Raw genomic sequence first — 13,311 nt, forward strand, 5'->3', positions numbered from 1 at the left:
TCTCCACTACAGAAAAGGACTCACCACGTGACCGAGCTCATCTACGACGCCGACGCCGACCTCTCCATCATCCAGTCCAAGAAGGTCGCGATCGTCGGCTACGGCTCGCAGGGCCACGCGCACGCGCAGAACCTCCGCGACTCCGGCGTCCAGGTCGTCATCGCGCTGAAGGAGGGGTCGAAGTCGACCGCCAAGGCCGAGGACGACGGCTTCGAGGTCAAGAGCGTCGCCGACGCCGCGGCCTGGGCCGACCTGATCATGATCCTCGCGCCGGACCAGCACCAGCGCGCGATCTACAGCGAGCAGATCGCGTCCGCGCTGACCGAGGGCAAGACCCTCGCCTTCGCGCACGGCTTCAACATCCGCTTCGGCTACATCGAGGCGCCCGCGGGCGTCGACGTCATCCTCATCGCGCCGAAGGCCCCCGGCCACACCGTGCGCCGCGAGTTCGTCGCCGGCCGCGGCATCCCGGACATCATCGCTGTCGAGAACGACGCGACCGGCACCGCCTGGGAGACCGCGAAGTCCTACGCGAAGGCCATCGGCGGCACCCGCGCCGGCGTCATCAAGACCACCTTCACCGAGGAGACCGAGACCGACCTGTTCGGCGAGCAGGCCGTGCTCTGCGGCGGCACCTCGCAGCTCGTCCAGTACGGCTTCGAGACCCTCGTCGAGGCCGGCTACCAGCCCGAGATCGCCTACTTCGAGGTGCTGCACGAGCTCAAGCTCATCGTCGACCTCATGTGGGAGGGCGGCATCGCCAAGCAGCGCTGGAGCGTCTCCGACACCGCCGAGTACGGCGACTACGTCTCCGGCCCGCGCGTCATCGACCCGCGCGTGAAGGAGAACATGAAGGCCGTCCTCGGCGACATCCAGAGCGGCGCCTTCGCGAAGCGCTTCATCGGCGACCAGGACGCGGGCGGACCCGAGTTCCAGGAGCTGCGCGCCAAGGGCGAGAAGCACCCGATCGAGGAGACCGGCCGCGAGCTGCGCAAGCTCTTCGCCTGGAAGCAGACCGACGAGGACTACACCGACGGCAGCGTCGCGCGCTAGTCGCACCGCGTCGACCGGGGGAGCCCCGGTCCGACGAGGGACCCGTCCACCGGGATCCCCTCGCCGGGCCGGGGCTCCTCCGCGTCCGGGGCGCGACTACTGCTCGAGCTCGCGGACGAGACGGCGGAGACCGCCCTTCGGCGGGACGAGGACGGGGTCCGGCCACCGGGGCGAGAGGTGGTCGCCGAGCGTGACCCGGCGCAGCTTGCGGCCGACGAGGGGGAGTACCCAGTCGGCGGCCCAGCGGCGCTGCTCGCGCAGCCGCGCGCGGAGGCGGAGCGGCTCGGGGGTGTCCCAGGGCCCGGTCGAGATCGTGTGCGGCACGCCGAGCGTGTCGAGCACGCGACCGGCCAGGACGCGGTGGCCGCGCTTGGAGAGGTGCATCCGGTCGGGCGACCAGAGCACGGGGGAGTGGAACTCCCGCATCGCCCAGTAGTCGACGAGGATCGCGCCCCGCTCGCGGGCGATCCGGCGGACGGCGCTGTTGTAGAGGTGGTTGCGGCGCAGGAACATCCGCGGGGCGGGCAGTCCCGGGATGTCGACGCCGGTGAAGAGCACGAGGGAGGCGCCGGTGGTCGCGAGCGCGTCGACGAGCGCCTCGTAGCGGGTGATCAGATCGACGGTGTCGGTGCCGAGGTCGAGGATGTCGTTGCCGCCGGCGTACAGCGTGATCAGGGTGGGGCGGAGCGCGAGGGCGGGCGCGAGCTGGTCCTCGGTGATCTGGGCGAGGCGCTTCGAGCGGACGGCGAGATTCGCGTACTCCCAGCCCGGCTCGGCCTTCGCCAGGCGGTCGGCGACGCGGTCGGCCCAGCCGCGCACCCCGTTCGGCAGGCGCGGGTGCGGGTCGCCGACCCCCTCCGTGAAGGAGTCGCCGAGGGCGACGAAGCGGCGGCGGCGGTCGTCCATCCGCTCAGCCTCGCCCCCGGGGGAGGACGCAGGGTGTCCGCCGGGTGTCGGGGAGGCGGCGGCGGGCTCCGAGCCTCCTGCGAGGTGCGCGCGGCTAGGGTGTTGCGGTGATCGATGGTGGACCGGGCCGCTCCCCGGAGGACGACGACGCGGCGACCCCGCCGGCGGACCGCGGGCCGGACGCCGGCCCGGAGGACGACGCCGACGACGAGGCCCTGGAGTGGGCGGGCGAGGGCGCGGACCCGACGCTCGCCGCGGGGACGGCGCGCGTGCGCCGGACGCCCCGCGCGGTCGCGGGGGCGGGCCCGGCGGACGACGGCTCGGACGACGACGACTCCGGGGACGAGGATCCCGACGACGAGGCCGCGTCCTCGTCCGCTCTGCTGATCGCCGCGGGCATCGCGGCCGGCCTCTACCTCCTGTACGCCATCGCCTGGGCGATCACGGCGACGCGGCAGTCGCCGGTCGCCGCGGCCGGCTTCGCGGGCGATGCGCTCGGCGGCGCCCTCTACTCGCTCGGGCTCTGGCTGGCGGTCCTGGCGCCGCCGGTGTGGTTCGCTGTGGCGCTCCTCGCCACCCGCGACGCCCGGGTGCGCATCCGCGTGCTCTGGCTGGTCGCCGGACTCGTCCTCCTCGCTCCGCTGCCGTTCCTGAAGGGGGCCTGATGACCGACTCGACCCGGGCCACCCTCGGCGGGACCGGCCGGCGCGACCGGCCCGGCCGGCGCCTGGCCGCCTCCGTCCTCGTCGCCGTGGTGTTCGCGCTCTTCTTCGCCTGGGACGTCTGGGAGGCGGTCGGCAACCTGATCGGCCTGCGCAGCTACGCGGCCTCCCTCGGCACCGACCTGAATCCGACGGGCTGGGCGGTGCTCCTGCTCGGCCTGGTTCTGCCGGTCGCCTGCTTCGTCGCCGCCGTCCTGCTCGGGCGCCGCCGGGGACTCCCGGCGCGCGTCGGACTGCTCGCGGCGGCCCTCTGCCTCTCGGCGGCGCTCTCGCTCGACGTGCAGCTCGTCCTCGGCGTCGAGAGCCTGGTCTCGCTGAGCTGACCGGCGGCGTCACACGGCGCGGGGCGCGCGCACCCCTCCGCTACAGTGACGGGGGGCTGCCGACGCCCCCGCCTCGGTGCCCGCTCCGTCCCCTCTCCGAAGGAAGCGCCTCTCGTGACAAAGCCGGTCGTCCTGATCGCCGAAGAACTCTCGCCCGCCACCGTGGACGCGCTCGGTCCCGACTTCGAGATCCGCTCCGTGGACGGCACCGACCGCCCGGCGCTGCTCGAGGCCCTCGCCACGGCGCACGCGATCCTCGTGCGCTCCGCGACGCAGGTCGACGCGGAGGCGATCGCCGCGGCCCCCTCGCTCCAGGTGATCGCCCGCGCCGGTGTGGGCCTGGACAACGTCGACATCACCGCCGCGACCGCCGCGGGCGTCATGGTCGTGAACGCGCCGACCTCGAACATCATCTCGGCCGCCGAGCTCACCGTCGGCCACATCCTGAGCCTCGCCCGCCACATCCCCGCCGCGCACAGCGCGCTCGCGCAGGGCCTCTGGAAGCGCTCGAAGTACACGGGCGTCGAGCTCTACGAGAAGACCGTCGGCATCATCGGCCTCGGCCGCATCGGCGCGCTGATCACCGCGCGCCTGCAGGCCTTCGGTGTGAACGTCGTCGCCTACGACCCCTACGTGACCAGCGCCCGCGCGCAGCAGCTCGGCGTCACGCTCCTCTCCCTGGAGGAGCTGCTGGCCGAGAGCGACTTCATCACGATCCACATGCCGAGGACCCCCGAGACGACGGGCATGATCTCGGACGATCAGCTGGCGCTGATGAAGCCGTCGGCGTTCATCGTGAACGTGGCCCGCGGCGGCCTCATCGACGAGGACGCGCTGCACCGCGCGCTCGTCGCGAAGACCATCGCCGGCGCCGGACTCGACGTGTTCGTGAAGGAGCCGCCGACCGGATCGCCGCTGCTCGCCCTCGAGAACGTGGTCGTCACTCCGCACCTCGGGGCCTCGACCGACGAGGCGCAGGAGAAGGCCGGCGTCTCGGTCGCCCGCTCGGTGCGCCTCGCGCTCTCGGGCGAGCTCGTGCCGGACGCCGTGAACGTCGCCGGCGGCGTGATCGACGAGTACGTGCGCCCCGGCATCCCGCTGGTCGAGAAGCTCGGCCAGGTCTTCTCGGGCCTCGCGGACTCGCCGGTCACCTCCATCGACGTCGAGGTGCGCGGCGAGCTCGCCGGCTACGACGTGAAGGTCCTCAAGCTGGCAGCTCTCAAGGGCGTGTTCACCAACGTGGTCTCGGAGACGGTGTCCTACGTCAACGCGCCGGTGCTCGCGGAGCAGCGCGGCATCGAGGTGCGCCTGATCACGGAGCCGGTCTCGGACGAGTACCGCAACGTGATCACGCTGCGCGGCGCGCTCTCGGACGGCTCGCAGATCTCGGTCTCGGGCACGCTGACCGGCACCAAGCAGGTCGAGAAGATCGTGGCGATCAACGGCTACGACGTCGAGGTCCCCCTCGCGAAGCACCTCGTCGTCATGAGCTACGTCGACCGCCCCGGGATCGTCGCGGTCTACGGCCGCGAGTTCGGCGACGCCGCGGTCAACATCGCGGGCATGCAGATCGCGCGCACCGAGGCGGGCGGCAAGGCGCTCTCGGTGATCACCATCGACTCTCCCGCCCCCGACGGCCTGCTCGAGAAGGTCCGCGTCGCGATCGACGCCGACCTCATGCAGGAGATCGACATCACCGAGCAGTGAGCACGCGGCGGTTCGCTCAGGTCGACGTCTTCGGCGCCGCGCCGTTCCGGGGCAACCCGGTGGCGGTCGTCGTCGACGGCGACGGCGTGGGCGACGCCGCGATGGCGGAGTTCGCGCGCTGGACGAACCTCTCCGAGACGACCTTCCTCCTCCGCCCGAGCGACCCCGCGGCCGACTACCGGCTGCGGATCTTCACGCCGGGCGGGGAGCTGCCCTTCGCCGGGCACCCGACCCTCGGGAGCGCGCACGCCTGGCTCGCGGCCGGGGGGACGGCCCGCGCGGCGGGGGAGCTCGTGCAGGAGTGCGCCGCGGGTCTCGTCCGGCTGAGGGTGACGGAGGAGGGCATCGCCTTCGCCGCCCCGCCCCGCCGGCGGACCGGGCCGGTCGACGAGGCGACGCTCGAGCGGGTGGCTGCGGCTCTGCGGATCCCGCGCGCGGAGATCCTCGACCACGAGTGGGTCGACAACGGTCCCGGCTGGCTGGCCGTGCGGCTCGCGTCGGCGGAGCAGGTCCTCGCGCTGCGGCCGGACCAGGCTCTCCTCGCCGGGCTCCCCGTCGGCGTCGTAGGCGAGCATCCGGCGGGAGGCGAGTGCGCGGTCGAGGTGCGGGCGTTCATCCCCGACGCCGGTGTGTCCGAGGACCCGGTGACGGGGAGCCTCAATGCGGGGATCGCCCAGTGGCTGATCGGCAGCGGCGTGCTGCCCGAGCGCTACACCGCGGCCCAGGGTGCGGAGCTGGGCCGAGCCGGGCGCGTGCGCGTCGAGAGCACGGACGGCGCGATCTGGATCGGCGGCGCGACGGTGACCCTGATCGACGGGGTCGTCGAGCTGTAGCGGGTCCGCCGGGGCGGCGCGGCTCAGCTCCCGAGGAGGCGCTGGACGACCGCGAGGACGTCCTCGGCCTCGCCGCGCGACGGCGAGCCCGTGGGGAGCAGGGCGGAGTTGTAGTAGAGCCCGTCGCTCATCAGGACGATCGCCCGGGCGACGAGCGGGTCGCCCACGGCGTCGGCGACCACCTCGTTCCAGCTGTCGTGGATCCGCGCGAGGCCCCCGCTGGCGCGCTCGTCGTGCCCCTGCGCGATGCGCGACACGGCGAGGATCGTGCGGTCGAAGGCCGAGTCGGCGGCGAAGGAGGTGCGCAGCAGGTAGGCGACCACGCCCTCGGGAGCGGCGAGGCTCTGCGCGACGTCCGCCTCCCGCCGCGCGTCGAGGCGCTGCAGGAGCCCGTCGACGAGAGCGTCCTTCGAGGGGAAGTGGTAGAGCAGCCCGCCCTTGGAGACTCCGGCCTCGCGGGCGACGGCGTCGAGGGTCGCGGCGCGCTCGCCCTGCTCGATGAGGAGCTGCTCGAACGCGTCGAGGACGCGGTCGCGGGCGGGGGCAGGAGGCACGGCGACCATCCTACGGCGGATCAGTGGCGACTGTACCGGCTGGACGGTATACTCTCTCCGTTCTCCTCTGAAAGGTCGTCCCCGTGTCCGCGCGCACCGCTCCCGTCTCCACCCACGACACCGCCGGCGCCGCCGACCGGGTCGGGCGACGCGCCTGGGTGGCGCTCGCGGTGCTGATGCTCCCGGTGCTGCTGGTCTCGGTCGACAACACGGTGCTGAACTTCGCGCTCCCCTCGATCGCCGAGGATCTGGGCCCCTCCGGCACCGAGCTCCTGTGGATCGTCGACGCCTACCCGCTGGTGCTCGCGGGCCTGCTGGTGGCGATGGGGAGTCTCGGCGACCGCGTCGGGCGGCGGCGCCTCCTGCTGGTCGGCGCGGTCGGCTTCGCCGCCGTCTCGGTCGTGGCCGCGTTCGCTCCCACCGCCGCGGCGCTCATCGGCGCCCGCGCGGCACTGGGCTTCTTCGGCGCGATGCTGATGCCCTCGACGCTCTCGCTCCTGCGCAGCGTCTTCCCCGACCGCGACCAGCGCCGCCTCGCGATCGCGATCTGGGCGACCGGCTTCGCCGTGGGCTCGGGCATCGGCCCGCTGGTCGGCGGCGTGCTGCTCGAGCACTTCCCCTGGGGGTCGGTGTTCCTGCTCGCGGTGCCCGTGCTGCTCCCGCTGGTCGTCCTGGTGCCGATCCTGGTGCCGGAGTCGCGCGACCCGCAGCCCGGCCCGGTCGACGTGGTCAGCATCCTGCTGTCGCTGGCGACCATGGCGCCGGTCGTCTACGCGGTGAAGTCCTTCGCCGAGCACGGGATCGACGCGGTCGGCGTCGCGGCGCTCGTCGTGGGCGTCGTCTCGGGAGCTCTGTTCGTCCGCCGCCAGCAGCGCCGGGCCTCGCCGATGCTCGATCTCTCGCTCTTCCGCCGCGGCTCGTTCAGTGCGGCGATCGTGGTCAACCTCCTCAGTGTCACCGCGCTGGTCGGCGGGCTCTTCTTCCTCTCGCAGCACCTGCAGCTCGTGGTCGGGCTCTCGCCCCTGGAGGCGGGCCTCGTGCTCGTGCCGGGCCTCGCCGTGATGATCCTGGCCGGGCTCGGCGTGGTGCCGATCGCGCGCCGCGTCGCTCCGCGCCTCGTCGTCCCGGCCGGACTGCTGGTCTCGGCCGTCGGGTACATCCTGCTGGCCCTCGGCAGCGGGGCGCCCGGAGGAGCGTCCGCGCTCACCGTCGCCGTCGCCTTCGCGTTCCTCGGCCTGGGCATCGGTGCGGCCGAGACGGTGTCGAACGAGCTGATCCTGGCCAACGCGCCCGCCGACAAGGCCGGTGCGGCCTCCGCCGTCTCCGAGACCGCCTACGAGCTCGGTGCCGTCCTCGGCACCGCGACGCTCGGCACGGTCCTCACCGCCGTGTACCGCGGGGGAGTCGTGCTGCCCGAGGGCCTCGACGCCGCGCAGGCGCAGCGGGCCGGGGAGACCCTCGGCGGCGCCGTCTCGGTCGCCGGCGAGCTGCCCGCCGACTCCGCCGCGAGCCTCGTCGCGTCGGCGAGCGCGGCGTTCGACTCGGGCGTCGGCTGGTCGGCCTGGCTCGGTGTCGTCCTCGTGCTGGCCGCCGCCGCGGTCGGCGCCTGGCGCCTCCGCCGGAGCTGACGCTCCTCCTCTCCTCCCGAGGGAGGCCGCCCGGGACGCGCAGCGACTCCCGGGCGGCCCCTCGCCCGCCCGGCGGGGCGCGTGCCCCGGACCGCGGCGCGGGCGGGCCGCGAGTACGCTGGGGGGACTCCGACCCCGTACGCCTGAGGACCGCCATGCCCCGCACCGTGAAGCTCGCCGTCATCCCCGGAGACGGGATCGGGCCCGAGGTGACCGCCGAGGCCGTCAAGGTCCTCGACGCCGTCACCGCCGACTCCGACCTGGTGCTCGAGACGACCACCTTCTCGCTCGGCGCCGCCCGCTACCTCGAGACCGGCGACGTCCTCACCGACGAGGACCTCGCGGCGATCGCGGGGCACGACGCGATCCTCCTGGGCGCCGTCGGCGGAGCACCGGGCGACCCGCGCCTCCGGGACGCGAACATCGAGCGCGGGCTGCTCCTGCGGCTGCGCTTCGAGCTCGACCACTACGTCAACCTGCGGCCCACCCGTCTCTACGCGGGCGTCCCCTCGCCGCTCGCGGCTCCCGGCGAGGTCGACTTTGTGGTCGTCCGCGAGGGCACGGAGGGGCCCTACGTCGGCACCGGCGGCTCGATCCGGCAGGGCACCCCGCACGAGGTCGCCAACGAGGTGTCGGTCAACACCGCCTATGGCGTCGAGCGCGTCGTCCGCCACGCGTTCGAGCTCGCCCGCACGCGCCGCTCCCGGCTGACGCTCGTGCACAAGACGAACGTCCTCGTCTTCTCCGGCTCGCTCTGGAAGCGGATCGTCGACGAGGTGGGGGCCGCCTTCGAGGACGTGGCCGTCGACTACCTCCACGTGGACGCCGCAACGATCTTCCTCGTGACCGACCCTGCTAGGTTCGACGTCATCGTCACCGACAACCTCTTCGGCGACATCCTGACCGATCTGGCCGGCGCGATCAGCGGCGGCATCGGACTCGCGGCCTCGGGCAACATCAACCCCGACGGCGCGTTCCCCAGCATGTTCGAGCCGGTCCACGGATCCGCGCCCGACATCGCCGGACGGCAGCTCGCCGACCCGACCGCCGCGATCCTCTCGGCCGCGATGCTGCTGGACCACCTCGGCCGGAGCGACGAGGCCGCCCGCGTCACCGCGGCCGTGACCGCCGACATCGAGTCGCGCGACGGCACCCCGCGCTCCACGGCCGCGATCGGCGACTCCGTCGTCGCCCGCCTCCGCTGATCCCCCGCAGAAGGACACCACCACGATGAGCACCGACTCCGCCCCCGCCGACCTCGCCTTCGAGGTGACCGCCGCCCCCGCGCCCCGCTCCGCCGAGGAGCGCGCCCGGATCCTCGCGAACCCCGGCTTCGGCATGCACTTCACCGACCACATGGTCGGCCTCCGCTGGACCCGCGCGGACGGCTGGCACAGCGCCCGCGTCGAGCCCTACGGTCCGCTCGCGCTCGACCCCGCCGCCGCCGTCCTGCACTACGCGCAGGAGATCTTCGAGGGGATGAAGGCCTACCGCCACGAGGACGGCTCCGTCTGGACCTTCCGCCCGGAGGCGAACGCGCGCCGCCTGCAGCGCTCGGCCCGCCGTCTCGCGCTGCCGGAGCTCCCGACGGACCTCTTCGTCGAGTCGCTGCGGCAGCTGATCGCGGTCGACGGCGACTGGGTCCCCTCGGAACCGGAGACCAGCCTCTACCTGCGCCCGTTCATGTTCGCGCAGGAGGCGTTCCTCGGCGTGCGCGCGGCCGAGGACGTCGGCTACTACGTGATCGCCAGCCCCGCCGGCGCCTACTTCTCGGGCGGGGTCGCCCCCGTGTCGATCTGGCTCTCCACCTCCTACGCCCGGGCGGGCAAGGGCGGCACGGGAGCGGCGAAGACGGGCGGCAACTACGCCTCCTCCCTCCTTCCGCAGCAGGAGGCCTACAGCCACGGCTGCGCGCAGGTCCTCTTCCTCGACTCGCAGGAGTCGCAGTGGATCGAGGAGCTCGGCGGCATGAACGTGGTGCTGGTGAAGAAGGACGGCACGCTGGTCACCCCGGAATCGGACTCGATCCTCGAGGGCATCACGCGCGACAGCGTCCTGCAGCTCGCCGAGGACCGCGGCCACCGCGTCGAGCGGCGCCGCGTGAGCATCGACGAGTGGCGCGACGGAGTGGCCTCCGGCGACGTGGTCGAGGTGTTCGCCTGCGGGACCGCCGCCGTGATCACCCCGATCGCCGAGCTCAAGGGCGAGGGCTTCTCCGTCGGCCGCGAGGGCGCGCCCGCCGGGGAGCTCACGATGTCGCTCCGCGAGGAGCTGACCGGCATCCAGTACGGACGCCGCGAGGACACGCACGGATGGATGACGAGGCTGGACGCATGAAGATCGCACGATTCGCCACGCAGCGCGACGGGGACAACGGGGGAGCGATCCACTTCGGGATCGTGGACGAGGACGACCTGGTCGTGCTCGCCGGCGACCCGATGTTCGCCGGGTTCGACACCACGGGGGAGCGCATCCCGATCGCGGAGGCGAAGCTCCTCGCGCCGGTGATCCCGCGCTCCAAGATCGTCGGCATCGGGAAGAACTACGCCGACCACGCGGCCGAGATGGGCGGCGACGCCCCGGCGGAGCCGCTGGTGTTCCTCAAGCCGAACACGTCGGTCATCGGCCCGGACGAGGCGATCGTCCTCCCCGAGGACAGCCAGCAGGTGGAGTTCGAGGGCGAGCTGGCGATCGTGATCGGCGCCGTGGCCCGCAACGTCCGCGCGGAGGACTACGAGGACGTGGTCTTCGGGTACACGATCGCCAACGACGTCACCGCACGCGACCTCCAGCGCTCCGACGGCCAGTGGGCGCGGGCGAAGGGCTACGACACCTTCTGCCCGCTCGGACCGGTCATCGAGACCGAGTTCGTCTGGAACGAGAGCGCGATCGAGACCCGCGTCAACGGGCGCGTGCAGCAGTCGGGCAGCACCGGCGACATGATCCACGGGGTGCCCGAGCTCGTGGCCTACGTCTCGCGCATCTTCACGCTGCTCCCCGGGGACGTGATCCTCACCGGGACGCCCGCCGGCGTCGGGCCGATCGCGAACGGGGACACCGTCGCGGTGGACGTCGAGGGCATCGGCACGCTGTTCAACCCGGTGGTCGTCCGGCGCTGAGCCCGGGCCCTCCTCCGCGGAGGGACGAGCGCCTCCGGCCCGCGCGGATCCTCGGATCCGGCGGGCCGGACACGTCCGAGCGGGACGTCAGTCGGCGCTCGCCGGGTCGCTGCCGACCGCGCCCTCGGTCTCGTCCGGCAGGTCGGCGTCGCCGGAGACGGTGTCTCCTCCGCTGTCACCGTCGGTCACGGCGTCCGTGACACCGCGGTCGATCGCGGTGCCCCCGGGAGCGGCCCCCGCGGCGGAGGCGTCGGCCGCGTCCTCGCCGGGCAGCACCGTCTGCGCGCCGCCGGTGTTCGGAACGGCGTCGCCGCCGGATCCGGGAAGGTCCTCGTTCACGTTCTGGTCGGCCATGTCGGCTCCTCTCGTCGGGGCTCCAGCCCAGCACGCGACGGGCCCCTCCGCAGGACGTTGACAGCGCGGGGACGAGGGGGCAGAGGCGGGCCGTGAGGCCGGGCGACGCGCCTTCACCGTGCTCCCCGGCGCTGTCAAGCGGACTGCCTCCGGGGCCGTCTGGTCGTAGCGTCGAGCTATGAACTCCTCCCGCACCGACTCCGTCAGCCGCATCGCCCGGGAGGACTTCGGCTGGTCGTCGCTGCTCCCCGGTCAGCGCGAGGCGATCGAGTCGGCCGCCTCCGGGCGCGACACGCTGCTGGTGCTGGCGACGGGCGGCGGCAAGTCCGCGGTCTACCAGATCGCCGGAGCCGAGCGCGGCGGCGTCGTCCTGGTCGTCTCCCCGCTCGTCGCCCTGCAGGCCGACCAGCTCGCCGCGATCGAGGCGGCTCCGGCGGCCCCGCCCGCCGTCGCGATCAACTCCTCCCAGGGCGCCGCGGCCGTCGCCCGCGCCTGGGACCGGATCGACGAGGGCGGCCCGCTCTACGTGCTCCTGGCGCCCGAGCAGCTCGCCAAGCCCGAGAACGTGGCGCGTCTGGCGGCCGCGGGAGTGTCACTCCTGGTCGTCGACGAGGCGCACTGCGTCTCCTCCTGGGGCCACGACTTCCGCCCCGACTACCTCCGCCTGGCCGATGTGCGCGGCGAGCTCGGGGACCCGCCGGTGCTCGCGATGACCGCCACCGCCTCCGGGCCGGTGCGCGACGAGATCATCGAGCGCCTCCGGATGACCGACCCCGAGATCCAGGTGCACGGCGTCGACCGTCCGGAGATCCGGCTGGTGGTGCACCGCCACGAGAGCGAGAACGAGAAGCGCGCCGCCGTGGTCGAGGAGGCGCGCAGCTGGACGGCTCCGGGCCTGGTCTACGTCGCCACCCGCAAGGAGACGGAGGCCTACGCGGCCGACATCGCGGCGGAGGGGCGCCGGGTCGCGGCGTACCACGCCGGACTCAAGGTGTCCGAGCGCAAGGTCGTGCACGAGCAGTGGCGTGCCGGCGAGCTCGACGTCGTCGTCGCGACCTCGGCCTTCGGGATGGGCATCGACCGGGCCGACGTCCGCTTCGTGCTGCACGCGACGACCACCGAGTCGCTCGACGCGTACTACCAGGAGATCGGCCGCGCGGGCCGCGACGGCGAGCCGGCCACGGGCGCGCTGCACTACCGCGCCGAGGATCTGGGTCTCCGCCGCTTCTTCGCCAAGCGCTCGGTCGACAAGGCCGCGCTGCGCGTGATCTGGGCGGCCGTCTCGGAGCAGCCGGGGCTCGACACCGCGGCTCTCGCGAAGGAGCTGGGGAAGCCGGCCCGCACGATCGCCCGGATCGTCAACGATCTCGCGGACGCGGGGCTGGTGGAGACCGGGTCCGGTCTGCGCGCGACGCGCGAGGCCTCGGGCGACGAGGCCGTGCACGCGGTGAAGGAGGCTCTGGCCTCCCGCGAGCGGATCGCGGAGTCGCGCCTGTCGATGATGCGCGCCTACGCGGAGACCAGCCAGTGCCGCCGCCGGGTCCTGCTGGACTACTTCGGCGTGGAGTCGGCCGAATGGTGCGGCAACTGCGACGGCTGCGAGCGGCACGAGGCGAGCGGCGAGACCGTCGAGGCGCCCGTGGACGCCCCTCTGAGCGTCGACGAGTCGGTGGAGCACCGCGAGTGGGGCGCCGGCACCGTGATGAGCGTGGAGGCCGACCGGGCGACGATCTTCTTCGAGTCCGAGGGCTACAAGGTGCTGTCGTTCCAGGCGCTCGAGTCCGGCGTCCTGCGCGAGCGCGAGCACGCCTCCGCCTGACCCCGGCTCTCCGCGCCGGCCGATCGCCGGTCGCGGGACGCCGCTCCGGTACGGCAGGCACGGCGTGCCGTGCACCGGAGCGGCGTCCCGCTGAGGGTGGTCAGACCTTCGAGACGGCCGAGCTCACGTCGGTGGGCTTCTCGTAGTCGCCGTCCGGGATCGCACGGAGGGCCTCGAGGACGTCGCCGTCCGCGCCCTCCTTCTCGGCGGTCTCGACGATCGTGTCCTTCGAGGCGGGGTAGTCGATGCCCGAGAGGTACTTCTGGATCTGGATCGGGTTGGGTGCGTCCATC

General features: G+C 73.4%; 14 protein-coding genes. 10 read left to right on the forward strand and 4 right to left on the reverse strand.

Features of this window, described 5'->3' with window-relative positions; genetic code table 11:
- Nucleotides 1-27 precede the first annotated feature (27 nt).
- Entirely contained in the window at nt 28-1,053 is a 1,026-nt protein-coding gene (gene ilvC / locus C5C25_RS06765) for a ketol-acid reductoisomerase (RefSeq protein WP_104223539.1), read from the forward strand.
- 96 nt (nt 1,054-1,149) lie between these two features.
- Here ilvC and C5C25_RS06770 read toward each other — a convergent pair whose 3' ends face one another.
- Nucleotides 1,150-1,959 carry an SGNH/GDSL hydrolase family protein gene (locus C5C25_RS06770; RefSeq protein WP_104250143.1) on the reverse strand — a complete coding sequence of 270 codons (810 nt, stop codon included), beginning with the start codon at nt 1,957-1,959 and terminating at the stop codon, nt 1,150-1,152.
- Nucleotides 1,960-2,066: 107 nt separating this feature from the next.
- Here C5C25_RS06770 and C5C25_RS06775 point away from each other — a divergent pair, with 107 nt between their 5' ends.
- The 4 genes from C5C25_RS06775 (at nt 2,067) to C5C25_RS06790 (ending at nt 5,544) form a co-directional block, all read left to right on the forward strand.
- Nucleotides 2,067-2,624, forward strand: a complete 558-nt coding sequence (locus C5C25_RS06775) for a hypothetical protein (protein ID WP_104250144.1) — start codon at nt 2,067-2,069, stop codon at nt 2,622-2,624.
- Entirely contained in the window at nt 2,624-3,004 is a 381-nt protein-coding gene (locus tag C5C25_RS06780; protein WP_104233218.1) for a hypothetical protein, read from the forward strand. The genes C5C25_RS06775 and C5C25_RS06780 overlap by 1 nt, the downstream gene beginning before the upstream one ends.
- 114 nt (nt 3,005-3,118) lie before the next feature.
- Nucleotides 3,119-4,711 (forward strand): phosphoglycerate dehydrogenase, encoded by a 1,593-nt coding sequence (gene serA, locus C5C25_RS06785; protein WP_104223535.1) that lies wholly within the window; start codon nt 3,119-3,121, stop codon nt 4,709-4,711.
- Nucleotides 4,708-5,544, forward strand: a complete 837-nt coding sequence (locus tag C5C25_RS06790) for a PhzF family phenazine biosynthesis protein (protein WP_104250145.1) — start codon at nt 4,708-4,710, stop codon at nt 5,542-5,544. Before serA ends, C5C25_RS06790 begins: the two co-directional genes overlap by 4 nt.
- A gap of 23 nt (nt 5,545-5,567) precedes the next feature.
- Here C5C25_RS06790 and C5C25_RS06795 read toward each other — a convergent pair whose 3' ends face one another.
- Nucleotides 5,568-6,107, reverse strand: a complete 540-nt coding sequence (locus C5C25_RS06795) for a TetR/AcrR family transcriptional regulator (RefSeq protein ID WP_104239274.1) — start codon at nt 6,105-6,107, stop codon at nt 5,568-5,570.
- 74 nt (nt 6,108-6,181) lie between these two features.
- Here C5C25_RS06795 and C5C25_RS06800 point away from each other — a divergent pair, with 74 nt between their 5' ends.
- The 4 genes from C5C25_RS06800 to C5C25_RS06815 all read left to right on the forward strand — a co-directional run bounded on the left by C5C25_RS06800 (nt 6,182) and on the right by C5C25_RS06815 (nt 10,845).
- Entirely contained in the window at nt 6,182-7,726 is a 1,545-nt protein-coding gene (locus C5C25_RS06800) for an MFS transporter (protein WP_258064161.1), read from the forward strand.
- A 155-nt stretch (nt 7,727-7,881) separates the two neighbouring features.
- Nucleotides 7,882-8,931, forward strand: coding sequence for a 3-isopropylmalate dehydrogenase (locus C5C25_RS06805; RefSeq protein ID WP_104223533.1), 1,050 nt, complete (start codon nt 7,882-7,884; stop codon nt 8,929-8,931).
- Between the two features lie 25 nt (nt 8,932-8,956).
- Nucleotides 8,957-10,063, forward strand: a complete 1,107-nt coding sequence (locus tag C5C25_RS06810; RefSeq protein ID WP_104239273.1) for a branched-chain amino acid aminotransferase — start codon at nt 8,957-8,959, stop codon at nt 10,061-10,063.
- Nucleotides 10,060-10,845 (forward strand): fumarylacetoacetate hydrolase family protein, encoded by a 786-nt coding sequence (locus tag C5C25_RS06815; RefSeq protein WP_104247446.1) that lies wholly within the window; start codon nt 10,060-10,062, stop codon nt 10,843-10,845. Before C5C25_RS06810 ends, C5C25_RS06815 begins: the two co-directional genes overlap by 4 nt.
- A gap of 87 nt (nt 10,846-10,932) precedes the next feature.
- On the opposite strand, the gene C5C25_RS06820 is transcribed toward C5C25_RS06815, so the two are convergent.
- Nucleotides 10,933-11,199, reverse strand: coding sequence for a hypothetical protein (locus C5C25_RS06820; RefSeq protein WP_104226254.1), 267 nt, complete (start codon nt 11,197-11,199; stop codon nt 10,933-10,935).
- Between the two features lie 178 nt (nt 11,200-11,377).
- On the opposite strand from C5C25_RS06820, the gene C5C25_RS06825 reads away from it, so the two are divergent.
- The gene (locus tag C5C25_RS06825) at nt 11,378-13,018 is read left to right on the forward strand and encodes a RecQ family ATP-dependent DNA helicase (RefSeq protein ID WP_104250146.1); all 1,641 of its coding nucleotides are present in this window, start codon (nt 11,378-11,380) and stop codon (nt 13,016-13,018) included.
- 100 nt (nt 13,019-13,118) lie between these two features.
- Here the strand turns inward: C5C25_RS06825 and C5C25_RS06830 are convergent, their stop codons facing one another.
- Nucleotides 13,119-13,310, reverse strand: a complete 192-nt coding sequence (locus C5C25_RS06830) for a DUF2795 domain-containing protein (protein WP_104223528.1) — start codon at nt 13,308-13,310, stop codon at nt 13,119-13,121.
- Nucleotide 13,311: the final 1 nt, after the last annotated feature.

It is taken from the genome of Rathayibacter sp. AY2B9 (genome assembly GCF_002931595.1).
Classification (GTDB): Bacteria; Actinomycetota; Actinomycetes; order Actinomycetales; family Microbacteriaceae; genus Rathayibacter.